Source organism: Pectobacterium odoriferum (genome assembly GCF_009931295.1).
In the GTDB taxonomy this organism is placed as follows: domain Bacteria; phylum Pseudomonadota; class Gammaproteobacteria; order Enterobacterales; family Enterobacteriaceae; genus Pectobacterium; species Pectobacterium odoriferum.
In genome coordinates, this window is sequence record NZ_CP034938.1 from 3616716 (window position 1) to 3639495 (window position 22780).

General features: G+C 53.7%; 20 protein-coding genes and 1 pseudogene. 9 read left to right on the forward strand and 12 right to left on the reverse strand.

Translation table 11 applies throughout. The annotated features are described in order from the left end of the window. Positions 1 to 154 precede the first annotated feature (154 nt). The 3 genes from EO763_RS16245 (at position 155) to EO763_RS16255 (ending at position 2640) form a co-directional block, all read left to right on the forward strand. Entirely contained in the window at positions 155 to 1204 is a 1050-nt protein-coding gene (locus tag EO763_RS16245; protein ID WP_161529576.1) for an aldo/keto reductase, read from the forward strand. 84 nt (positions 1205 to 1288) lie between these two features. Next, positions 1289 to 1870, forward strand: a complete 582-nt coding sequence (locus EO763_RS16250; protein WP_044206872.1) for a TetR/AcrR family transcriptional regulator — start codon at positions 1289 to 1291, stop codon at positions 1868 to 1870. Positions 1871 to 2205: 335 nt separating this feature from the next. After that, positions 2206 to 2640: a DoxX family protein gene (locus tag EO763_RS16255; protein ID WP_039493355.1), complete on the forward strand. Its 435-nt coding sequence runs from the start codon at positions 2206 to 2208 to the stop codon at positions 2638 to 2640. An 80-nt stretch (positions 2641 to 2720) separates the two neighbouring features. Here EO763_RS16255 and EO763_RS16260 read toward each other — a convergent pair whose 3' ends face one another. The 7 genes from EO763_RS16260 to dgt all read right to left on the reverse strand — a co-directional run bounded on the left by EO763_RS16260 (position 2721) and on the right by dgt (position 11456). Then, entirely contained in the window at positions 2721 to 3713 is a 993-nt protein-coding gene (locus EO763_RS16260; RefSeq protein WP_161529577.1) for a sulfate/molybdate ABC transporter ATP-binding protein, read from the reverse strand. Then, a complete protein-coding gene (gene cysW / locus EO763_RS16265) occupies positions 3703 to 4584 on the reverse strand; it encodes a sulfate ABC transporter permease subunit CysW (protein ID WP_039493359.1) in 882 nt (293 codons plus the stop codon). Before cysW ends, EO763_RS16260 begins: the two co-directional genes overlap by 11 nt. Before the next feature lie 12 nt (positions 4585 to 4596). Next, positions 4597 to 5409 carry a sulfate ABC transporter permease subunit CysT gene (cysT, locus tag EO763_RS16270; RefSeq protein WP_039486599.1) on the reverse strand — a complete coding sequence of 271 codons (813 nt, stop codon included), beginning with the start codon at positions 5407 to 5409 and terminating at the stop codon, positions 4597 to 4599. Positions 5410 to 5565: 156 nt separating this feature from the next. After that, positions 5566 to 6570 (reverse strand): sulfate ABC transporter substrate-binding protein, encoded by a 1005-nt coding sequence (locus EO763_RS16275; RefSeq protein WP_369987577.1) that lies wholly within the window; start codon positions 6568 to 6570, stop codon positions 5566 to 5568. A 346-nt stretch (positions 6571 to 6916) separates the two neighbouring features. Then, on the reverse strand, positions 6917 to 8074 hold the full coding sequence (locus tag EO763_RS16280) for a CdaR family transcriptional regulator (protein ID WP_039538963.1): 1158 nt from the start codon (positions 8072 to 8074) through the stop codon (positions 6917 to 6919). Between the two features lie 232 nt (positions 8075 to 8306). Next, on the reverse strand, positions 8307 to 9755 hold the full coding sequence (degP, locus tag EO763_RS16285; protein ID WP_161529578.1) for a serine endoprotease DegP: 1449 nt from the start codon (positions 9753 to 9755) through the stop codon (positions 8307 to 8309). 189 nt (positions 9756 to 9944) lie between these two features. Continuing rightward, positions 9945 to 11456: a dGTPase gene (gene dgt, locus EO763_RS16290; RefSeq protein ID WP_161529579.1), complete on the reverse strand. Its 1512-nt coding sequence runs from the start codon at positions 11454 to 11456 to the stop codon at positions 9945 to 9947. A gap of 246 nt (positions 11457 to 11702) precedes the next feature. On the opposite strand from dgt, the gene mtnN reads away from it, so the two are divergent. The 3 genes from mtnN (at position 11703) to EO763_RS16305 (ending at position 13744) form a co-directional block, all read left to right on the forward strand. Continuing rightward, a complete protein-coding gene (gene mtnN, locus EO763_RS16295; RefSeq protein ID WP_161529580.1) occupies positions 11703 to 12401 on the forward strand; it encodes a 5'-methylthioadenosine/S-adenosylhomocysteine nucleosidase in 699 nt (232 codons plus the stop codon). Positions 12402 to 12403: 2 nt separating this feature from the next. Continuing rightward, the gene (gene btuF, locus EO763_RS16300; protein ID WP_161529581.1) at positions 12404 to 13234 is read left to right on the forward strand and encodes a vitamin B12 ABC transporter substrate-binding protein BtuF; all 831 of its coding nucleotides are present in this window, start codon (positions 12404 to 12406) and stop codon (positions 13232 to 13234) included. 231 nt (positions 13235 to 13465) lie between these two features. Beyond that, a complete protein-coding gene (locus tag EO763_RS16305; RefSeq protein ID WP_161529582.1) occupies positions 13466 to 13744 on the forward strand; it encodes a hypothetical protein in 279 nt (92 codons plus the stop codon). A 148-nt stretch (positions 13745 to 13892) separates the two neighbouring features. Here the strand turns inward: EO763_RS16305 and erpA are convergent, their stop codons facing one another. Next, on the reverse strand, positions 13893 to 14240 hold the full coding sequence (gene erpA / locus EO763_RS16310) for an iron-sulfur cluster insertion protein ErpA (protein WP_005969047.1): 348 nt from the start codon (positions 14238 to 14240) through the stop codon (positions 13893 to 13895). A 257-nt stretch (positions 14241 to 14497) separates the two neighbouring features. Between erpA and hemL the strand changes: the two genes are divergently transcribed. Together hemL and EO763_RS16320 are read left to right on the forward strand one after the other, a co-directional pair. Next, positions 14498 to 15778 carry a glutamate-1-semialdehyde 2,1-aminomutase gene (gene hemL, locus EO763_RS16315; RefSeq protein WP_161529583.1) on the forward strand — a complete coding sequence of 427 codons (1281 nt, stop codon included), beginning with the start codon at positions 14498 to 14500 and terminating at the stop codon, positions 15776 to 15778. A 173-nt stretch (positions 15779 to 15951) separates the two neighbouring features. Next, a pseudogene (locus tag EO763_RS16320) lies at positions 15952 to 16410 on the forward strand (glutathione S-transferase N-terminal domain-containing protein). 16 nt (positions 16411 to 16426) lie between these two features. Here the strand turns inward: EO763_RS16320 and EO763_RS16325 are convergent. Next, entirely contained in the window at positions 16427 to 17896 is a 1470-nt protein-coding gene (locus EO763_RS16325) for an aminotransferase-like domain-containing protein (RefSeq protein WP_161529584.1), read from the reverse strand. A 136-nt stretch (positions 17897 to 18032) separates the two neighbouring features. Here EO763_RS16325 and EO763_RS16330 point away from each other — a divergent pair, with 136 nt between their 5' ends. After that, entirely contained in the window at positions 18033 to 18623 is a 591-nt protein-coding gene (locus tag EO763_RS16330; protein ID WP_105879422.1) for a LysE family translocator, read from the forward strand. 42 nt (positions 18624 to 18665) lie between these two features. Here EO763_RS16330 and fhuB read toward each other — a convergent pair whose 3' ends face one another. The 3 genes from fhuB to fhuC are packed head-to-tail and all read right to left on the reverse strand — an operon-like array spanning position 18666 to position 22417. Then, positions 18666 to 20684, reverse strand: coding sequence for a Fe(3+)-hydroxamate ABC transporter permease FhuB (gene fhuB, locus EO763_RS16335; protein WP_161529585.1), 2019 nt, complete (start codon positions 20682 to 20684; stop codon positions 18666 to 18668). Continuing rightward, complete coding sequence (fhuD, locus tag EO763_RS16340; RefSeq protein WP_161529586.1) at positions 20677 to 21603, reverse strand: Fe(3+)-hydroxamate ABC transporter substrate-binding protein FhuD; 927 nt, start codon at positions 21601 to 21603, stop codon at positions 20677 to 20679. The genes fhuB and fhuD overlap by 8 nt, the downstream gene beginning before the upstream one ends. A 16-nt stretch (positions 21604 to 21619) precedes the next feature. Continuing rightward, positions 21620 to 22417, reverse strand: coding sequence for a Fe3+-hydroxamate ABC transporter ATP-binding protein FhuC (fhuC, locus tag EO763_RS16345; RefSeq protein WP_010299547.1), 798 nt, complete (start codon positions 22415 to 22417; stop codon positions 21620 to 21622). Positions 22418 to 22780: the final 363 nt, after the last annotated feature.

Sequence of the window (22780 nt, forward strand, 5' to 3'; positions counted from 1 at the left end):
GCGTTGAACATTGATTAAAAACTCAATTCATGCAGTTAAGCAACCCCCGTTAGCATTGCCTCTCGTAAAGAGAATGCTACTTTGCTTGCACTTATAGATGATGTATGACATATATAATAAATGTCAATCAACATTTAAATGAAAGGGGAACGGTATGAAATACACCACTTTTGGACGTAACACAGGTTTACGCGTTTCCGAGCTGGCCCTCGGAACAGGAAATTTTGGCACTGGTTGGGGCTATGGTTCTGAAAAAGAACAGGCTAAACAGGTATTTGATCGTTATGCCAACGCGGGCGGCAACTTCATCGATACGGCGGATGCTTACCAATTCGGTCAATCTGAGCAGATGGTTGGAGAATTTATTGCCGCCGACCGCGATCATTTCGTCGTGGCGACAAAATACACCTTAAGCGCGATGCCGGAAGCTGGGATATCTCGAACCGGCAATAGCCGTAAGAATATGATCTCATCGGTAGAAAACAGCCTTAAGAGACTGAATACCGATCGTATCGATGTGCTGTGGGCGCACTTTGATGACCAATTAACCCCGCTTGAAGAGATTGTTCGCGCTTTCGACGATCTCATTCGATCAGGAAAAATCCAGTACGCAGGTTTCTCTAATTTCCCCGCCTGGCGCATTGCCCGAGCGGACACTATAGCGGAACTGCGCGGCTGGTCGAGAATTGCTGGTATTCAGGTGGAATACAGTCTGGTGCAGCGCACCGCAGAGCGAGAACTGCTGCCAATGGCAGAAGCAATGGGACTGGCTGCAACGCTTTGGTCTCCGCTGGGTGGTGGCCTGCTGACGGGGAAATACCGTAAAAGTAAAGAAGGTCGTCTGATCGGTTTTGGCGGAAGATTAGTACACACTGAGCAAGATACAACCTTGCTGGATGAAGTATTTCGCGTTGCAAACGACCTGAACGTGATGCCAATACAGGTTGCCATCGCCTGGTTGCGACATAAATCCGCCCGCACTAGCACCAGCCTGATCCCCATTCTGGGTTCCCGAACTCTGGCACAGCTGGACGATACGCTGGTTGCATTAGGTGTGACGCTAAGTGACGATCAGGTCGCGCGACTGGACGAAGTCAGTGCTATTTCGCTGGGAACGCCACACGATCAGATCGCAGGTACATTGCCTCGGGCTCAGGGAGGTAACAGCGCTCATATCATTACGCCGTGGCCACCACGAGCCTAATCTGGCTATTGATGAAAGGCATCATCTATTGAGTCTGGTTTTTTCATACCCTAAGATGATGCCTGACAGAAAAAGGAGAACAACATGGCCCGTGTATCAAAACAACAGATGGAGCGTAACCGAGAGGAAATCATCCAGGTTTCTTCACAGCTCTTTCGTGAACGGGGCCTGAACGGCGTCAGCGTGAGCGACTTGATGGCCGCGGCCGGATTAACCCACGGTGGCTTTTATGGTCATTTTGCTTCTAAAGATGAGCTCGCTGCCATCGCCAGCCGAAAAGCGTTTGAGGATTCCGGTTCCCGCTGGCAAGAGATAAGCCAGCGTCCAGATCAGCATGGCCTGCAAACGATCGTGGAACACTACCTTTCCTCCACCCATCGTGACGGCGCGAAAAATGGCTGTGCGATCACCGCGTTAGCCAGTGACATCGCCAGAGAAAGTGAGGACAAACCAGTGCGTGAGGTTTATCTCAGCGGTGTCAGAGCCATGCTGGACAGGCTGGAGTCACTATCCACGATAGAAGATAAAGAACAGCGCAGGCTGCATATTCTGGCGCAATTCGCCCTGTTATCCGGCGCGTTAACGTTAGCACGCGCAACGGCTGGCGATCCTTTGTCGGACGACTTTCTTATCGCCGCCAAAAAAGCGCTGCTTGGCGAAGCATAAACATGTTAATGAAGGAGCCTATCGCATCCAAGATAGGCTCCAAACCGCCCCTTTCTTAACAATATCCCCTTTGTGCCATTCATTCCTCTGATCATCATCCATTCAGGCTAAGCCCCTTTTTCATAACATCTTGTTATTGCATTATTCCCATCCATCATTAGACCGCCGCAATTGCAGTGTTATGCTTATCTGCGTTTGCCCTGTTCACGTAATTTTTTGACAGAAAATATCAAATTTATTGGTTTTCTATTCTGTCCCTAAATCGACGACACTGCCGCACTATATAAACAAGCATTCCCAATCAGCATTTTTGCTCACTTATGAGGTTGTCTATTATGATTTCTCAGTTGAATCAGTGGTTCACGCGTTTAACCGATCATCCTGATGCCGGTAAACTTTTACTGCGTTTAACCGTAGGTATTCTGCTGCTGTTTCACGGCGTAGCAAAAGTTGAGCACGGCGTAGGCTGGATCGTACAGATACTGCAAGGCGCAGGCCTGCCAGGTTTTATCGCTTATGGCGTTTATGTAGGCGAAATCGTTGCCCCAATCCTGATTATTTTGGGCGTGTTTACCCGCGTTTCTGGCCTGATTGCCGCACTGACGCTGGTTGTTGCCACGCTGATGGTTGGCACTGGTAAATTCTTCACCCTGACTAACGTGGGTGCATGGGCGCTGGAAGTTGAAGCACTCTATTTCTTTGCAGGCATTATCATCATGCTGGTTGGCAGCGGTCGCTACTCTGTTGCTTCCAATCCCGCTTATCGCTAATCCCCGCTTCCGGCAGGTATTGACGACAAAAGCAAAAACCCGCGAATTTCGCGGGTTTTTTCATGCCTGAGATCTGCCGATTAAATTTCCCAATCGTGGCTGTAACGCTTAGGTTTGAACTGAATCACATCACCTTTCTGTAGCCCCTGCAGGCTTGCATCATCTTTTGCGACTTCTGCTTCAATCAGCTCCGACTGCTCGCCCAGTTTCAGCGACAGACGCGTTAAGGCACCGAGTGGGCGAATATCTCGCACCGTTACCGCCTGATAGCCGTCCTGAGCCTGAACGGATAGCGACACCTCATGCGGACGGAACAGAATCGTCTCTTCCGTTTGCGCCACTTTCAACCGGTTACTGTCGCCAAGGAAATGGTAAACAAATTCGCTGGCTGGGTTGTTATACACCTCCGCCGGTGTGCCGATTTGTTCAATCACGCCTTTGTTCATCAACACGATGCGGTCGGCGACTTCCATCGCTTCTTCCTGATCGTGCGTCACAAATACCGACGTCAGATCGATATCTTCATGTAGCTGAGACAGCCAGCGACGCAGCTCTTTACGCACCTTGGCATCCAACGCACCAAAAGGTTCATCCAGCAGCAAAATGCTCGGTTCAACGATCAACGCACGCGCCAGCGCAATACGCTGACGCTGACCGCCGGAAAGCTGTTCAGGATAGCGATCTCCCAGCCAGTCCAACTGCACCAAATTCAGCAATTCATGTACTTTCTTTTCAATATCACTCTTCGACGGGCGGATATTTTTCGGCTTCATTCGCAGCCCAAACGCGACATTGTCGAACACCGTCATGTGACGGAACAGCGCGTAGTGCTGGAATACGAATCCCACGTTGCGCTTGCGCACATCGTGGACGGACACATCCTGGCCGTGAAAGATAATGCTGCCGCTATCCGGCTGTTCCAGCCCGGCGATAATACGCAGCAGCGTGGTCTTACCGCAGCCCGATGGCCCCAGCAGCGCCACCAGCTCGCCGCTGTGGATCGACAAATTAATCTCGTTCAGCGCCCGGAACTGACCAAATTGTTTATTAATATTGCGAATCTCAATGCTCATTTTTGGCCAACTCCTGTTGTTTCTCTATTTGCTTCGTCAATCGGCTCTCACTCCACTGGCGCAGCAGCAGTACGACCAGTGACATAATTAGCAGCAGGATCGCCACGCTGAAAGCCGCAACGATGTTGTACTCGTTATAAAGAATTTCGATATGCAGCGGCAGCGTGTTAGTCAGACCGCGGATATGGCCGGAAATAACGGAAACGGCACCGAATTCCCCCATCGCACGCGCGGTACACAGCACCACGCCGTAGATCAACGCCCATTTCACATTCGGCAGCGTAATGTGCCAGAACATTTGCCAGCCGTTCGCCCCTAGCAACCGCGCCGCTTCTTCTTCCTGCGAGCCCTGCTCTTCCATCAGCGGAATCAGCTCACGCGCAACATAGGGCAGCGTGACGAAAATTGTCGCCAGTACGATGCCCGGCACGGCGTAAACAATTTGCAGATCGTGTTCGAGCAGAAAGGGGTGGAGCGAGCTTTGTGCCCCAAACAGCAGCACATACACCAGCCCCGCAACCACGGGCGAAACGGAGAACGGCAAATCGATCAGCGCCAGCAGAAAGCTCTTGCCACGAAATTCGAATTTCGTCACGCACCACGCTGTCGCCAGCCCGAACACCACATTTAACGGCACAGAAATAACGGTCGCGAGTAGTGTCAGCTTAAGCGCAGAGATCGCATCCGGTTCAGTAATCGCATCCCAAAATGCGCCGATGCCTTTATCCAGCCCCTGAGTCACCACCATCATCAGCGGCAGCACCAGAATCAGGAAAAAGACGACCCACGCTAGTGAAACCAGAATGTAATAGGCTGCGGGCTGTTTTTTTCTTTTAGCCGCGCTGGCCTGAGCGGAAATAACCTGTTCCATGACGACCAGCCCTTACAGTTTCGGTTGAATGCGGCGCTGCAACACGTTAATCAACAGCAGCATAATGAAAGAAACCAGCAACATGAACACGCCGATCCCGGTTGCGCCTTTGTAGTCATACTGATCGAGCTTGGAGACGATCAGCAGCGGCAGGATTTCGGTTTTAAACGGAATATTTCCCGCGATAAACACCACGGAACCGTATTCCCCGACGCCACGGGCAAAGGCTAGCGCAAAGCCCGTCAGCCACGCGGGTAACAGCGCAGGAAGCAGCACATGACGGAAAACCTGAAGCGGGCGCGCGCCAAGGCAGGCAGCGGCCTCTTCCACTTCTTTGGGAATATCGGCCAATACCGGTTGCAGCGTTCTGACCACGAAAGGCAGCGTAACGAAGATCAGCGCTAGTGTGATACCAATGCTGGTATAGGCAATTTTGAACGGAAATAGAGAACCGATCAGGCCATTCGGCGCATACAACGCCGTCAGCGCAATCCCCGCCACGGCGGTTGGCAGCGCAAAGGGCATGTCGATCATGGCATCGATCACTTTACGGCCGGGAAAGGTATAACGCACGAGTACCCAGGCCAGCAGCGTCCCGAGAATACCGTTAATAAACGCCGCAGCCAGCGCCGTACCAAACGAAAGCCGCAGGGAGAAAAGCACCTGACGGCTGGTGATCAGATCCCAAAACTGACCAAACGTTAGTTGGCTGGCATACAAAAACATCCCCGCCAACGGAATGAGGACAATTAATCCTAAATAGCTCAGGCTAAACCCTAACGTTAGCCCGAAACCGGGAATCACTGAGGAAGAACGTTGTGACATACCGTGCCTTTAATTTTCATACTCACTACCCAGCCAACAACTGCTTGCCGACGCGCGCTACCTGACAGAAAGGTTAAGTCGGCAGATCCTCTGCCTTCTTAACCTGAAAAAAGCCGCTATGGTAATAGCGGCCTTAATCCGTCAGACATTAAAAACTTACTTATTAATCTCTTTAAAGATGGCGTCGAACACACCGCCGTCGTTAAAGAATTTGTCCTGTGCCGCTTTCCAGCCACCGAAATCCTTATCAATTGTCACCAGATTCACTGGTGCAAACTGATCCTTAAACTCTTCGGCAATCTTGGCGTTGCGCGGACGGTAGAAATTTTTACCGATGATGCGCTGTGCTTCATCGCTGTAGAGGTATTGCAGATAAGCTTCAGCCTGCTTCTGCGTTCCCTTGCGCTCAACGACTTTGTCCACAACGGCAACCGGCGGTTCAGCCAGGATCGACAGAGACGGTGTCACGATCTCAAGCTGATCGCCGCCCTGCTCTTGCAGAGACAGGTACGCTTCGTTTTCCCATGCCAGCAGCACATCGCCTAGCTGACGTTGTACAAAACTAATCGTTGCCCCACGTGCACCGGTATCCAGTACTGGCGCATGGCGATACAATTCAGTGACAAATTTCAGTGCGGTTTCATCATTACCACCCGGTTGCGCTTTGGCATAAGCCCATGCAGCCAGGAAGTTCCAACGCGCGCCGCCGGAGGTTTTCGGGTTTGGCGTGATCACTTCAACGCCCGGCTTCACCAAATCGTTCCAGTCTTTGATTTGCTTTGGATTACCTTTACGCACCAGAAAAACGATGGTGGAAGTATAAGGTGTGCTGTTGTCAGGCAGACGTGCCTGCCACTTAGGGTCGATCAGCTGTTGGTTCAGGTTTAATGCATCAATATCACCAGCCAGTGCCAACGTCACCACGTCAGCCTGCAAGCCGTCAATTACAGAACGCGCCTGCTTTCCAGAACCGCCGTGCGAATTTTTGATGGTGATATCTTCACCCGTGGTCGCTTTCCAATGCTTGATAAACGCCGCATTGTATTGCTGATACAGTTCACGCGTCGGATCGTAAGACACGTTTAATAATTCGGTAGCCGCCGAGGCCACACCAGAAAATAACAGCGCTGCCGTAGCAACAGATAACCCCAGACGACGTATTGACATTCTTATCACTCCCTAACCTTAATGCTTGAAAGTATTTAGATAAAATAATGATGAATGTGGCTGGTTAGGCCGTTTATGCGGTTATCGAACTGACAACGACAATATGGGAGTGACAATAGTGGATATAAGGAGGGGGCAAAAATATTGTTTCGCGATAATTTATGCTATCGCGTTATATTGTTAATGGTTATGTAATAGTTTTCAATCTAAGCAATTTTGTTGCAGCGGAACTCTTTTTACGACTGGATATGAGGTAACCCTGATGCCATACGGCATCAGGTGAATACGGTGGAGGCTAGGCTTAGAAGTATCGGCTTAAGTAGGTAAGCACCTTTCTGCCCTACTCTTCTTCATCCAGTTGCAAAGCCACGTACAGCAGCAGGCGGTCGTCGAAATTCCCCAGATCTAACCCCGTCAGTTCAGAGATGCGGTTAAGGCGATATTCCAGCGTATTGCGGTGAATAAACAGCGCTTTTGCCGTCGCACCAGGTTGAACGTTGTTACGAAACCAGGCACCCAGCGTCCGACGCAGCAGACCATTGCCGTCCATTGCTTTAAGCTTCGAGAGCGGACGCACCAGCTCGTTCGCCTGCCAGCCACCGCGCAGGCTGTCCAGCAGCACAGGCAACATCAAATCCTGATAGTAATAACAGCGCTGAGCGGGCATACGCTGTTTGCCTACGCTCATGGTCGTTCGTGCCGTGCGGTAAGAGCGCGCGATGCTGCCTGGGCCCGCAAAATAGTTCCCCAGCGCCAGCCGTACCCGCAGCCGACTGCTTTCCGCCATACGCGACATCAGTGTATCCACGCGACGCCGGTGTTCCTCTGCATCCCAGCGCCCGTGGCTGTTCAGCGCCGGTTTTAGCACCACCATTTCCGTCAGGGAAACGATAGCGATCAGGTTGTCGCGCTCCGGCGTGGTCAGCAACGTCTGCAACTGCTGTAGTTCTGCCATGGCGGAATCGACACCGAGCTGCCCGCTGTCGACTTCGATCACCGCAGCGACGCGGGGCTTATTCATATCGATGCCTAAGCGCTGCGCCCACTCCATGAGAGCGGGAGACAGATCGTCGGTGCGAATCAGGTTCAGAACCAGCTCTTCACGCAGGCGGCTATCCTGCGCCAACATATGCAGCAGCCTCGCCTGCTCCAGCATCATTTCCGCCGTCATGCAGACAAGCTCGCCGTATTGTCGTAGCTGGCTGGGATTCCCCGTCAGACCAATGACACCAACAATTTCGCCATCAATGCGCAGGGGTAAATTGATACCCGGACGCACACCGTGCAGGTGACGCGCGACGGCATCATCAATATCGACGACTCGCCCCTGCGAAAGCGCCAGCAGCGCGCCTTCGTGCAGTTCCCCCAATCGTTCCTGATCGCCACTGCCGATAATCTTACCGCGAGCATCCATCACGTTGATATTGCTATCAATGATCTGCATGGTCCGCGCGACAATATCCTGCGCCATCTTGGCATTGAGATGATACGACGCCATTTTTACCTCTGAGAGGAACATTGACAATTGCACCAGCATACCGCCACACGGTGCGCCACACATTGTGCAAATTAACAAAGAAACGGGAATTAGGTTAAATCTGTGGAAGAACTCACAAAAGTACTTTCAGGGAGAAGCGAGAGGTAGCCGGGCACCCGCGTGCCCAGCCAAAAGACTAACGTAACAAACTGTCTTAAAAGATAATTATTAACTTACGCGCTAAACAGATCGATTACTGAGCAAACAGGTAGATCGTGCTGTCACCACGACGCACATTCAAGGCCAATACGGCCGGTTTGCTGTCCAGAATTTTACGCAACTCGCCAATATTTTGTACGGTCTGTTGGTTAACCCCCAGAATAATGTCGCCCTTCTTCAGGCCAATTTTAGCCGCAGCGGAACCGGGTTTAACGTTATCCACCTTGACGCCTTTTTTGTCGTCCACCTGAGTATTGCTGAGCTCGGCACCTTCAATGCCAGAGTAGAGATTACCGGAAGCCACTTGAGCCTGATTGCTCTGTTGCAGCGTTACTTCAACCGTCAGCGGTTTACCCTCACGCAGCAGCCCCAGTGCCACTTTACTGCCCACCGGCAGCGATCCAACCTGCGCACGCAGTGCAGAGAAGCTGCTGATCGCCTTACCATTCAGCGTGACGATCACATCGCCCGCCTTGATGCCCGCCTCATCTGCCGCCGACTTCGGCCGCACCTGGCTTACAAACGCACCGCGCTGCGCATCAACTTTCATCGCCTGTGCCAGTTCGGAGTTCAGCTCCGTCCCGGTGATACCCAGCTCGCCGCGCTTCACTTCGCCAAATTCGACAATCTGTGCAACGACGCTTTTCACCATATTGCTAGGGATAGCGAAACCAATCCCGATATTGCCGCCATCTGGAGCAAGAATCGCGGTATTCAACCCAACCAGCTCTCCGTTCAGGTTGACCAGCGCACCACCGGAATTCCCCCGGTTGATCGCTGCATCGGTCTGAATAAAGTTCTCGTAGTTTTCAATATTCAACCCGCTACGCCCCAGCGCGGACACAATGCCCGATGTCGCCGTCTCGCCCAGACCGTACGGATTACCAATCGCTACCGTATAATCACCGACCCGCAGCTGGTCGGAATCCGCGACCTTAATCGCCGTCAGATTTTTAAAATCTTTCAACTGCACCAGCGCGATATCGGAACGTGTGTCTTTGCCTAACACTTTGCCGTCATACTTGCGGCCATCGCTGAGTCGAACCTGAATCTTGTCGGCGTTATCCACCACATGGCTGTTGGTCACCACATAGCCTTTCTCTGCATTAATCACGACGCCCGCGCCCAATGCCTGGAAATTTTCCTGCTGCGGTGGCTGACCGTCGTCGTCACCTTCTCCCTGACACATTGGCGATGACTGGAACGGCGATCCCTCCTGACAGAAAGGCGAGTTTTCACCAAAAAATGGCTGAAGCTGCGGTGGGATCCCTTCTTTTCCCTCATTGCCCGCATGGGTGGTATGCCCTTCCACGTAGATGCTCACCACAGAAGGCATGACGTTTTCCAGCATCGGGGCCAGGCTGGGTAATTGACCCGATGACGCGGCAGACGCCGCTGACTCAGCGGCATTCGCCGTGGTAGAACCCATCGCCATCGCCAGACTTAACGCCAGCGCACTCAGAACCAGTGATTTTCTTTTCATAGGACGTTATCTCATAGTAATCAACACGCGAGTCTTACGGCCCGTGTACCCGACACCGGGTACACTCAGTGGTCGTGCTGTATGAGATAAATATGGACCAACAAGGTTCCAAAGGGGAAGATCGTGAAGCGTAAGGAAATATTGAACGGCTTTACAAAAGTCGTGATTTCCGTTGCTGCCTGTTCATCGCTAATCTGCCGCCATCAGCTTGCGGTATTCGTCGTAGGCGTACAAATCCGTCATACCGCTGATGTAATCCTGAATCAGGCGAGCCCGATAATAATATTCACGGATGACACGCTCGGTTTCGGGTAATCCTTCCAACTCGGTAACCGCTTCGCAATAGGCCAGACAGTGCTTGCTGGATAGCTTGTGGTAAAGCCGCGTTTCAATCGGATAGCGCTTGTGCGTATCGTCGCTAACAAGCTGACTGAAATCCTGATAGGGCATCTCGAGCAGCGGGCTATAAATATCCAGCAAGCCGCGAATCACGCGGTCACCCTGTAGCTCCAACTGTTCAACTTCATGATGGTTAAAAACGTGCTTTAAGGCGACGCGTTTGAAAATGCCTAACAGGCGGTTCTGCGGGCTGTCGTCCTCAAGCAATGCCTGATTAAACGATCCAGCATAGACCTCCGGCAGATTATCGATAAAACGCTTCGCGGCATGCGGCACCATCTGCGCCACGGTATTCACGCGAAGATTCATGAAGAACTGATCGTCGTGGCTGCGCCATTTTAAACGTTCACGTCCTTTGTAGGCATGTTCAATCGTTTTAGCGAAAATGTCTTTCTCTGTTCCTTCACCCCAATTTTCACGTAAAAGGTCGTAAAGTTCTTCGATCGTGAGAATATCTTTCTCGACAGCATCCTCGAGATCGGCGATGCAGTAAGACACATCATCGGCCGCTTCCATAATGTAGCTCAGCGGATGACGGTGAAATTCGCCCATATCCAGCTCTTCACGCAGTGTGGCGACAAACGCTTCCTCTGCCAGATAGTAGCCCGGCTTCTTCATCAAATAATGGTAATCCGCCGGAAGCTCGCCGTGCCAATACGCAGGGCGGGTATATTTCAGGATACAAGCGACCTGCCCGTAGGTCAGATTAAGCTTCAGCAACGTATGCACCAGACGGATCGCCTGTGCGTTGCCTTCAAAATGGCTCAGATCCTGCCGGATCTGCCCGCGTAATTCGTCCAGTCCATCTTGCTGCATCCGCAGCGTAGGGACTCTACAGTCATCGACGCGTTCCGAGGATTCACTGTCCAGATAGTGGCTATCCAGCAATTTTCTGAACCATTGATTAATCGCGGATTCGCCAAAATGTCCAAACGGCGGATTGCCGATGTCATGCATCAGACACGCCATTTCAACTAGGCTTTCAAACGGCGTTTCTCTGTCGTTCAGCCCTAGCGATGCCAGCCGCCCGTCGACTTGCAGGCGGTGCAAAATCTCTTTGGCGATATAGCGGCCAACCTGCTGAACTTCCATCGAATGGGTCAGACGGGAGCGGACGGCCGCATTACGTTCTAGCGGAAAGACCTGAGTTTTTTGCTGTAAGCGGCGGATGGCAGCGGAGTTAATAATACGACCCCGATCGCTCTCAAACTGGCGCACTATCGTATATTCATCCTCAGCCGTTTTAGTCCGACTGAAATGGCGCTGAAAGCTCATTTTTTTGGCGAAATCGATACCAGACATACGGTTCTCCATGTCATCCCGCTACAGCACAATGATGGACACTCCATCTCATCCCGCTAGCCATGATAGACTAACGTCCGCGATATACACCTAATGCTGGTCATTTAACGATCGAGATACACGGTGCGACCACAGGGGTGAGGCATCCCTGCGGGAACCTCCCCCTGTGTTTCCCCTAAAATGGGACTTCAGTGACCAGCATTAGGTATACGCCTTCCATTTATAACAGAATTTGCGGGGAACCTTATGAAAGTCGGTATTATCGGTGCGATGGAACAAGAAGTAACGCTGCTGCGCGATCGGATTGAAAACCGTCAGACCTTCCAGCGTGCGGGTTGCGAAATCTACACCGGACAAATCAACGGCGTAGAAGTCGCGCTGCTGAAATCTGGCATCGGTAAAGTCTCCGCCGCGCTGGGTACCACGCTGCTGCTGGAACACAGCAAGCCAGACGTGGTGATTAACACCGGTTCTGCTGGCGGACTGGCGCCCACATTAAACGTCGGTGATATCGTGGTTTCCGATGAAGTGCGCTACCACGATGCTGACGTCACGGCCTTTGGCTATGAACCCGGCCAGATGGCAGGCTGCCCTGCGGCTTTCCTTGCCGATGAAAAACTCATCGCGCTGGCGCAGGAGGCGATTGCCGAGTTACAGCTGAACGCCGTGCGCGGTCTGGTTGTCAGCGGTGATGCCTTCATTAACGGCGCAGAGCCGTTAGCCCGTATCCGCACCACGTTCCCGAAGGCGATTGCCGTAGAAATGGAAGCGATTGCGATCGCCCATGTCTGCCACCAGTTCGCCGTCCCGTTTGTAGTTGTGCGCGCGATTTCTGATGTGGCCGATAAAGCCTCACACCTGAGTTTCGATGAGTTCCTGAGCGTTGCGGCACAGCAATCAACGCGGATGGTAGAAGCGATTCTGGCCAAGCTGGCCGCACGCTAATCGTGATTTTCAGGTTCTTCTGCTGGCTGACCGGGCTACTGCTCTGCACCGCCGCTTATGCCATTCCGCAGCGTGTGATCAGTCTCGCACCACACGCGACGGAAATGGCCTATGCGGCAGGCATGGGCGAACAGTTGATTGCGGTCAGCGCCTGGTCAGATTACCCACCAGAAGCGGAAAAGCTGGAACAGGTGGCTTCCTGGCAGGGAATCAACCTTGAGCGGATCCTCGCCCTCAAGCCCGATCTGATTCTGGCTTGGCGCGAGGGTAACCCGCAGCGTCCGCTGGAACAGCTCGCCAATTTCTCGATTCCCATCGTTTATCTGGATGCGAAGACGTTAGACGATATCCCCCCGTCATTGCGACAGCTGGCGGCCTATAGCCGCCATCCTGAACAAGCCGAACGAGCAGCAACAAATTTTCAGCAGGAAATAGGTGAACTCCAGCACGCTGACGAGAGGCATAACGCCACGCCATTGCGGGTATTCATTCAATTCGGCACTCAGCCACTGTTTACCTCATCGAAAGCAACGCTGCAAAGCCAGATCGCTTCACTGTGTGGTGCCGAAAATGTCTTTAGCGACAGTCCAGTGCCCTGGCCGCAGGTCAGTCGTGAACAGGTGTTAAGACGCCAACCGCAGGCCATTATTGTCGGCGGTGCGCCAGAGAGGATTTCCAGTGTGCAGGCGTTTTGGCAGCCGCAATTAACGGTTCCGGTAATTACCGTCAATGAAGATTGGTTTAGCCGCAGCGGCCCTCGTTTACTATTGGCAGCCCAGCAAATTTGTTCTCAATTAGCAGAGTTAAAACCCACGCTTTCGTCAGCGAAGTGATTGTTAATTAACAGAGTGAAACCATTCCGCTAACAATAACTTCATTAGTATACAAGTTGTAACACTAACAGGCTTTTATTTCGCCAATAGTTGCCGATAATCTGAACGCAACGGTGGAATCATAAACAGCACTCATGGTTTTGATTACCATCTGGCGATAAAGCCAAAGCAAGGCGAAATGAGAAAATTTTGAACCGATATCGGTTCCTTTAACACCAGGTAGCTTTAAATATGAAAAATGCGTTGCTTTACGCGGGCTTACTCATGGCGGCCTGTAGCACGGCATATGCAGGGAGTCAGAGTGGGCAAATTAACGCTCAACTGACGATACTACCGGCGTGCGGCGTAACACCTCAATCCGGTCAATACCAAATGAATTGTAACGTAGCCTCTGTACCACAACCTAAGATTACTGAGTCACGTATTCAGGTCGATCAGGCAAAACTTTCGACTTCTGCGGCAAAAACCGCACAGAGTACGGAAACACGTCTGATTACGGTCGAATGGTAGTCACAGTAAAAACAGGGGGCGTGTTTTTTAACGCTTCCTATCATTGGCTTATTGTCTGCGATAAAAAATGTCTGCTATAAAAAAACCGTGTCTCAGCAACAAGACACGGTTTTTGTTTTTTTAGTCGGTGAATAACCGCAATGCAGGATCAGACGCTGAAAGAGGAACCACAGCCGCAGGTGGATTTCGCATTCGGATTCGTCACGATGAAACGAGAACCTTCCAGCCCTTCGGTATAGTCCACCGCACCGCCAACCAGATATTGCAGGCTCATCGGATCAACCACCAGCGCCACACCTTGTTTCTCAATGGTCATATCGCCGTCGTTGATTTGATCATCAAAGGTAAAACCATACTGGAAACCGCTACAACCGCCGCCCGTGATATACACGCGCAGTTTCAGCTCTGGGTTTTCTTCATCAGCAATCAGGTTTTTCACCTTGCTTGCCGCCGCATCGGTAAATTGCAGAGGCAGTGCTGCTATATCATCGCTCATATTTTTACTCCCAACTCAGGGCTTATCAGGTGATAGACCCATATTCATACGCTTATTATCCGGCAGTATGCGAAAACGTTCAAGATTTGACAGCTGCTGTTGAAATAATCGCCGCATTATCTACCACACAACCAGTACTCTCAGTGGGTATGATGCGGCGCGTTTTCAAGTGAAAACCCGCACAGCGATTTCATAACGGCGGTCAGTTCATTAGAATACCCCTACATTTTACGATCAAGACCAGTCAGGACCGCGTAATGAACAAATCTGAAAGCCTGTATGCTGCGGCACAGCAACTTATTCCCGGCGGAGTGAACTCACCCGTTCGTGCTTTTAACGGCGTCGGCGGTACCCCGCTGTTCATCGAACGGGCTGATGGCGCTTACCTTTACGACGCTGACGAGCAAGCGTACATTGATTACGTGGGATCGTGGGGCCCGATGGTGCTGGGTCACAATCATCCGGCAATTCGTGATGCCGTGATCGCGGCAGCAGAACGCGGCCTGAGCTTTGGCGCACCGACAGAAATGGAAGTGCAGATGGCGCGTCTTGTCACCTCGTTGGTGCCGAGTATGGATATGGTGCGGATGGTCAACTCCGGTACGGAAGCGACCATGAGCGCGATCCGACTGGCGCGTGGTTACACGGGCCGCGACAAAATTATCAAATTTGAAGGCTGCTACCACGGCCACGCCGACTGCCTGCTGGTGAAAGCCGGTTCCGGCGCGCTGACGCTGGGCCAACCTAATTCCCCCGGCGTTCCAGCCGATTTCGCCCGCCACACGCTGACCTGCGTCTATAACGATCTGTCATCGGTTCGCGCTGCATTTGAACAATACCCCGATGATATCGCCGCGATCATTGTCGAACCTGTCGCAGGCAACATGAATTGCGTTCCACCACTGCCAGATTTCCTTCCCGGCCTGCGTGCCCTCTGCGATGAGTTTGGCGCCCTGTTCATCATCGATGAAGTGATGACCGGCTTCCGTGTCGCACTAGCGGGGGCGCAATCGCACTACGGCGTGGTACCGGATCTGACCTGTCTGGGAAAAATCATCGGCGGCGGCATGCCAGTCGGCGCATTCGGCGGCAAGCGTGAAGTTATGCAGGCGCTGGCACCGACCGGCCCGGTTTATCAGGCGGGAACGCTGTCCGGCAACCCAATTGCCATGGCCGCAGGCTTTGCCTGTTTGACTGAAGTGGCAAAACCTGGCGTACACCAAAAGCTCACCGAATTGACCAATCAACTGGCTGATGGCCTGCTGGCTGCCGCGCAAGCTGAAAATATCCCGCTGGTGGTGAATCAGGCGGGCGGCATGTTCGGTCTGTTCTTCACGGATGCCGAGAGCGTCACCTGCTATCAGGATGTGATGAAGTGCGACGTCGAGCGCTTTAAGCTGTTTTTCCACATGATGCTGGAAGAAGGGATTTACCTCGCGCCGTCCGCGTTTGAAGCGGGCTTTATGTCGTTGGCACACACGCCACAGGACATCGATCGCACCATCGAAGCCGCACAGCTCTGCTTCTCACGCCTGTAAAAGCGTACCTCGACGGCGTCATTCACTGACGCCGTCGCCTTCAGCTTTTGTTTCCGCCTTCATTCCCCCCTCCCGTCACACCTACTTTTTCACCAAGACTGTCGTTCGAGAATGACAAGCCCTCTCAAATTGGTTATGAGTAGGTCTATGTTCCTGAAAATAGCGGAGAGGTCATGCCAAAGATTCTAGGGCGCACGTCGTCGATCAACGTTCGGAAAGGACTGTGGCTGTGTGATGAGTTGGCGATTCCCTTTCACCGCGAAGACTGGGGCGAAGGCTATCAGTCACCGCAGTCACCGGAATTTTTGGCGCTCAATCCCAATGCCATGATACCGGTTATTCAGGACGACAATTTTGTCATGTGGGAATCGAACGCAATTATACGTTACCTCGCCAACGCGAAGGACGGAGCCTAGCTCTACCCGCAAGATCCGTGTAGCCGTGCTTCGATCAATGGATCGACTGGCAGGCCTCCGAACTCAATCCCTCATGGCGTTACGTCTTTATGTCGCTGGTATGCCAGTCTCCCGCGCATCAGGATCCAACTCTCTTATCCCACTGTCCGCGCCTACTATGAGCGGTTAAGCGAACGCGCAGGCTACCTGACCTGGGGACGAAACGGCACGCCATAAGGCTATATTGATAAGACTACGTTGATAAGGCTACGCTACCCGGCTCGATACCGCTCATCTCACACGCCAGCGCTCCCGCACGCTTAAGCGCATACGTGTAGCGTTCATCAAACGGGTAGCAGCACGATAGCCGAAGCGCGTGCTTACAGCGGCCGCTTAGCGTATAGAGCTCGCCGGGCGTGACGCAAATTTTCTCTTGCAACAGACGATGGAATAATTCCACCCCATCGACATTACCCGGCAATTCCAGCCAGAAAACAAAACCGCCCTGCGGCTGCGTCGCGCGTGTCCCCTGCGGAAAATGTCGGGCAATCAGCCCGCGCGCCTCATCCATCTGCACGGCATAGCGGCGGCGCAGCGTGCGCAGATGGTGATCGTAACCGCCAGACTCCAGAAACTGCGCCAGCGTTTCCGATAGCAGCGCCGATTCCGCCATTGACGATACCGCTTTCAGCCGCGCAACTTTGGCGCGGAAACGGCCTGACGCCATCCAGCCGATACGAAAATCGGGCGCCAGCGTTTTCGTGAAGCTGGAGCAGTAAATCACCCAACCTTCGCGGTCGAAGGCTTTCACCGTCGGCGACAGCGGCCAGGTAAACTGAAGTTCGCTGTATAACCCATCCTCGATAAGCGGCACCTGATAATCGTTCACCAGCTTTGCCAGCCGCTTTTTATCCGCCAGCGTCATGCTGCACCCTAACGGATTCTGCGCGTTCGGCATGGCGATAATCGCCTGTAACCGTTGTTCTGACAGCAACAGCTCGAGCGCATCCAGCGCGAGACCGCGTTGCGGATCGGTGGGAATCTCCACCGTTTTCAGCCCCAGACTGGCTAGCAGGGGAAAGAGATAAAAATAGGTTGGCGTTTCCAAGCCCACACAGTCGCCCGGCTGCGTGACCGTGCGTAGCGCCAGCTGTAGCGCTTCCATACAGCCGTGGGTGATCGTGATGTCCTCGCGGGTCAATGTCATGCCTAAGTCCATCGCCCGTCGCGCCACTTCACGCCGCAGTCGTTCACTACCCGGCGGCAGCGCATAGCGACCAATCAGTTCAGGCTGCCGCCGCAGCAAGGAAGCGGCAATACGGCTGATCTTTTCGGTAGGGTAGAAATCGGAATGTTGCGGACACGCCAGAGAAATGTTGATGTAATCTGGGTGCGTCTGAGCAGCAAACACGGTATCAATCAGATCCAGTTGCTCACTGCCCGGCACAATCACCTGCGCACGGTGGGGCTTGCTTTCCGTTAGCGACGGCAGACGCCCCCGAACAAAATAGCCGGACTGCGGCCGTGCTTCGATCAACCCGCGATCTTCGAGAATACGCCAGGCATTTAATACCGTGTTCACACTCACCTGATGCGATCCGGCGACGCGACGAATAGAAGGCAGGCGACTTCCCGGCGCTAACGTCCCTTGATGAATGGCTGTGGCGAAGGTTTCCGCGAGCTGTTGATAGAGCGTACTTTCTTGTGAGTCGATGATGGACACAGTTCCCCCGCCAGCCAATGAGTACAGTTAACGATTAATGCAATTTGTACCCATTACAATAATCATTTTGTGTATCTGTAACCATTTCTTTTTTCTGCCTACCATAGTGTTCTCACCCCATCATCAGGATAACACCATGCTCGACCCTTCTTTTTTCAGCTACGTCACCGTCATGTCGATCACGCCGGGGCCCAATAATCTGCTGCTGGCGACGTCAGGCGTCAATTTTGGTCTGCGTCGTACGTTACCAATGCTGATGGGTATTTTAATTGGCTGTGCGCTACAAACGGCGCTGATGGGTGTGGCATTGGAGCTGTTGCTGAGCTGGCTGAGCATGATCCGCCTGCCCCTTACCGTGCTGGGGTGCGTCTATCTACTGTGGCTATCGTGGAAAATCGTGCGTTCATCGGCACCGGAATTACAAGGGCGAGTACAGCCGATGACCGTACTGCAAGGGACGTTATTTCAGGCGGTAAACCCAAAAGCCTGGCTGATGTCCAGCAACATCGCGCTGCTGTATACCGCCAGCAACGGTATCCTCCCCACGATGATCGCCTTTATGGCGCTCAATCTGCCCTGCATTCTCGTTTGGGCCGTGCTCGGCGATCGTATCGGCAAACATCTTCAGGAACCGTGGAAACTGAAAGCCTTCAACGGCATCATGGCGCTTTCTCTGGTGCTTACCACGTTCTGGATGCTGGCCGAAGCCATCAACGTCACGGGTTAATCACACGATTTCGGCGGGCTAATCTACCCGCCGAAGTTCGCGTTATCTCACCTGCTTGCGTAGCAGATAAACAAAGTAAGGCGCGCCGATAAATGTCGCGAGCAGCCCTGCTGGGATCTGCGCCGGAAAGAGGATCATCCGACCAAACCAATCAGCAATCACCATCAGTGCCCCACCAATCAGTGCTGAGCTGGCGATTTGTGGTAACACGCGGCTAAAGCCCAGCATCCGCGCCATATGCGGTGCCATTAAGCCCACAAAACTCATCGGCCCAACCATCAGGGTTGCCATCGCGGTCAGCACCGATGCCAGCAGCAACACCAGCAGACGAACCGGCGTGACAGCTACGCCAAGCGATTTGGCCGTTGTCGTACCCAGTGGCAAAATACGCAGCCAACGCTGACAGAGCGGGACGATCAACAACAGCAAAACTGCAATCACCGCCGTGCGTATCGCGTCAGTCGGTTCGACCGCATAGGTTGAGCCCGACAGCCAGGTCAGCACCGTTCCCATGCGCGGATCGCCACTGGCTAACAACAGCGCAATGACGGTGGAAAACGCCATACTGAGCGCAATCCCCGCCAACAGCATACGCTGCGTGGAGAACCCACCGCGACCGGCGATAATCACCATAACCAGCAACGTTAACGCCGCACCCGCGCTACCGGCCGGAAGCAACCACACCAACGCATTACCAGGAATGAAGAACAGCAAAACAATGACGCCAAACGAGGCGCCAGAGCTAATCCCCAGCACTTCTGGGCTCCCCATCGGGTTGCCCGTCAGCTTTTGTATTAGCGTTCCCGCGACCGCCAGCATCACCCCAGCAGTTAGCGCCGCCAGCACCCGAGGCCAGCGCCATGAGAGCAATTGCGCTAACACATCGCCACCGCCCCACTGCCAACCTTCCGCATCTTTCCCCAACATCAGCGCCGCGATCACCACCATTCCCAGCAGCGTGATGCCGAGTACCAGCCACGTTCCCCACAGGCGACGTTCAGCCGTCGGCGTGCTGTTGCTGTCGATCATCGCGGGCTGGCCGCTATTACGCAGGCGCGGCAGCAGCCACAGTAACAGCGGCGCGCCAATCAGCGCCGTCGCTGCGCCCGTTGGGACATCAAGCCACACGCGGCTCAGCCAGATAACGCCCTGATCGGCGACGCCGAGCAGCAACGCGCCGAGCAACGGCGCTAATAAGAGACGGTGAAGTAAACGCCGTGCGCCCAGCATTTTCGCCAGAAGTGGCGCAAACAGGCCGATAAAACCGATAATGCCTGCCGCATTCACCAACTGGGCACACAGGAAAATCCCAAGCCCAAGCGCGCTCAGACGTGCCAGCGACAGCCCAAGCCCCAGATTACGTGCAACGCCGTCATCCAGCCCCAGCAGGGTTAGCGGGCGAATCAACAACAGCGCCAGACAGAAACACACCAGAAGACGCGGGAGAACAAACTGCACATTGCTCCAGTCCTGTTGGTTCAGCACGCCGCTGCTCCACAGGAACAAGCCCTGAAGCTGCTCATGATGGAAAAGCACCAGCAGTTGATTGACCGCGCTACAGTAGAAACTCAGTACCAGCCCCGCCAGTATCAGCGTCACCGGCGATAACCGCTTGCCCCAGGCGACGCCAAACACCAGCGCGCCAACCACCAGCGCCCCGATCATCGCAGCAGCCTGTTGGATCCATACGCCACCAGGCAGCGCCCACAGCGTGACCACCGTGATGCCGAGCTGTGCACCCGTGGCGATCCCCAGCGTTGATGGCTCAGCTAGCGGGTTACGCAAGACCTGTTGGAACAGCACGCCACACAATCCCAGCCCCGCGCCAATCAGCAGCGCCAGTACCATGCGCGGCAACAAGCTGTAGTGAAACAGAAGCTGCTGCATATTGTTCAAGGCGGGCTGTGTCAGCCCCTGAAGCCACTGCGACGTAGGCAATTGCTGCTGCAAGTTGTAGCTGCCCATTCCCAGAATCACGAACAGCAGAAAACCGATTAAAGCAACAGGAAGCACCAGCGGATGCACAGCACGCTTGTGCGCGGCAGACAGAGAGTTAGGCATGCGTTCTCGCCTCCAATGCCTGATTCAATACGCGACAGAAGCGCATCGCCGAGAGCGTTCCGCCGTACAGCCAGACGGCTGGCACACGTTGCAAACGCTGGTTACGCACAAACGGCATGGCTTGCCAAAGCGGATTATTATCAAGCTGAGCGCTGATGGCGCTATCACCATGTTCGAAACAGAGTACGTTGGCATCGCCGATTTCTGCCAGGCTCTCAATGCCGACAATCGTACTGCCCCAGAAACTGGTTTCGCTGCGCCAGGCATTCTCTATTCCGATGTGATCCATCACTTCCTGAAAAAGGCTGTTCTTGCCGATCACCAACACATGGCGGCTATCGACCAGCGTGATGAGCAACAGAGGCCGCTGGGTGTAAGGCTGGAGCGTGATTTTTTCCTGCTGGAGAAACTGCGCCAGCTCCGTCAGGTGCCGTTCTCCGGCCGCTTTCATATTGAGCGCATCGGCCAGTTTCATGACCGAGGCCTGTGCCGACGTCAGCGGTTTTCCCTGTTCGTTGCTGAAGCCAAAGCCCAGCAGCGGAGAAATACGGGACATTTTCGCGACCGAAGGACCGTAGCCTTCAGAGTAAAGAATCAGGGACGGGCGAATCTGCGTCAGCAATTCCAGATTGGGCTCGGTACGCAGCCCCACATCAATCACCGATTCAGGCAGTGCTGGCTCTTTCACCCACAGGTTGTAGTTATGTTTATCGGCAATCGCGAAGGGCGTGATGCCCAACGCCAGAAGCAGTTCAACAGGCAACCACTCCAGCGCCACAATGCGGTTTACATCGGGAAATGTGGCAGTGGCTCCCCGGCTCGCCGCAGAATACACCAGCGGGGACAATAGCAGCGCCGTCAGCAAACGACGGCGTAGCGGATCGGGAGAGGATGGAGAAGAAGAAAATTCAGGCATCATGAGCAGGAAAACCGAGTTAACAAACGAAGCTGACCGGCGCACCACCCGCCGGATGAGGCAGAATGCCCATGGGAATGCCGTAGATATTTTCCAGCACGTCCCCTTGCATGAGCGCGACAGGCTCACCCTGCGCAATCATTTTGCCGCCGCGCAACGCCACCAGATGATCGCAATAGCGCGCAGCCATGTTGATATCATGCAACACCGCAATGACGGTGATGCCGCGCTCGCGGCTCATACGCTGAATCAGCGCCAGCACCTCAACCTGATGCGCAATATCCAGCGCGGAGGTCGGCTCATCCAACAGCAGACAGCGGCTATCCTGTGCCACCGTCATCGCCAGCCAGGCTCGCTGCCGTTCACCGCCGGACAGGCTATCCACCAGACGGTTAGCAAACGGCTTTAATCCCACCAGCGTGATGGCTTCTTCGACCTTTTCCCGATCGGCGCTGCCGAAACGGCCTAATGCGCCGTGCCACGGGTAGCGCCCCACAGCAACCAGCTCACGCACGGTCATCCCTTCGGCAGCGGGAAGCTGCTGCGGTAAATAAGCCACCTGACGGGCGAACAATTTACTGTCCCAGCTTCCGGTCGCCTGTTCACCCAACAATGCGGTTCCGCTGCTGGCGGACTGATGGCGACCCAGAATTTTCAGCAATGTCGATTTGCCTGAGCCATTGTGCCCGATCAGCCCACACACTTTCCCCACGGGAAACGTGATAGATAACGGATGTAGCAGCGTGCGCCCGGCGACGGAAAAGCTGACGTCGTCCAGTCTGAAGGTAGTGTCAGGCAGTACAGTTTGATTTTGCATAGCGCTTTTGGTTTTTTAATGTCACCGAAGGAAAGGGGTGAGCAGAATTCACTATTTCCGTAATCGTCGGCCTAAAAGAGAACGATAATGATTACGATAAAGGCAGCATGATAGGCGCAACGGAATGCCAATCGCAAGACTTTTACCTGTCAGCACCAGAGTGCCCCGGCGTAAAAAATTATGCTGAGGAGATAGCGGGCTTAGGATGAGCCGCATGGATGCGGCGAAAGCTTGCGCCACGTCGGACAAAAACGTCTCTGACGTTTTTGAACAGCACTTGTGCTGGCCCGAAGGGCGAGTCCCATTAATGGGGCGAGTAAACGTGTCGCAAGCGGTCCGTTAAGCCTGATACCGACGAAGGCA

Coding starts and splice junctions, on each gene's coding strand:
- EO763_RS16280 (WP_039538963.1), bottom strand. CDS start 8,074: ATGGCGTCGTATCATCTCAATGCCAAGATGGCGCAGGATATTGTCGCG.
- cysW (WP_039493359.1), bottom strand. CDS start 4,584: ATGGAACAGGTTATTTCCGCTCAGGCCAGCGCGGCTAAAAGAAAAAAA.
- EO763_RS16305 (WP_161529582.1), top strand. CDS start 13,466: ATGAAAAATGCGTTGCTTTACGCGGGCTTACTCATGGCGGCCTGTAGC.
- hemL (WP_161529583.1), top strand. CDS start 14,498: ATGAACAAATCTGAAAGCCTGTATGCTGCGGCACAGCAACTTATTCCC.
- fhuB (WP_161529585.1), bottom strand. CDS start 20,684: ATGCCTAACTCTCTGTCTGCCGCGCACAAGCGTGCTGTGCATCCGCTG.
- EO763_RS16250 (WP_044206872.1), top strand. CDS start 1,289: ATGGCCCGTGTATCAAAACAACAGATGGAGCGTAACCGAGAGGAAATC.
- EO763_RS16245 (WP_161529576.1), top strand. CDS start 155: ATGAAATACACCACTTTTGGACGTAACACAGGTTTACGCGTTTCCGAG.
- degP (WP_161529578.1), bottom strand. CDS start 9,755: ATGAAAAGAAAATCACTGGTTCTGAGTGCGCTGGCGTTAAGTCTGGCG.
- dgt (WP_161529579.1), bottom strand. CDS start 11,456: ATGTCTGGTATCGATTTCGCCAAAAAAATGAGCTTTCAGCGCCATTTC.
- erpA (WP_005969047.1), bottom strand. CDS start 14,240: ATGAGCGATGATATAGCAGCACTGCCTCTGCAATTTACCGATGCGGCG.
- fhuC (WP_010299547.1), bottom strand. CDS start 22,417: ATGCAAAATCAAACTGTACTGCCTGACACTACCTTCAGACTGGACGAC.
- fhuD (WP_161529586.1), bottom strand. CDS start 21,603: ATGATGCCTGAATTTTCTTCTTCTCCATCCTCTCCCGATCCGCTACGC.
- EO763_RS16255 (WP_039493355.1), top strand. CDS start 2,206: ATGATTTCTCAGTTGAATCAGTGGTTCACGCGTTTAACCGATCATCCT.
- EO763_RS16330 (WP_105879422.1), top strand. CDS start 18,033: ATGCTCGACCCTTCTTTTTTCAGCTACGTCACCGTCATGTCGATCACG.
- cysT (WP_039486599.1), bottom strand. CDS start 5,409: ATGTCACAACGTTCTTCCTCAGTGATTCCCGGTTTCGGGCTAACGTTA.
- mtnN (WP_161529580.1), top strand. CDS start 11,703: ATGAAAGTCGGTATTATCGGTGCGATGGAACAAGAAGTAACGCTGCTG.
- EO763_RS16260 (WP_161529577.1), bottom strand. CDS start 3,713: ATGAGCATTGAGATTCGCAATATTAATAAACAATTTGGTCAGTTCCGG.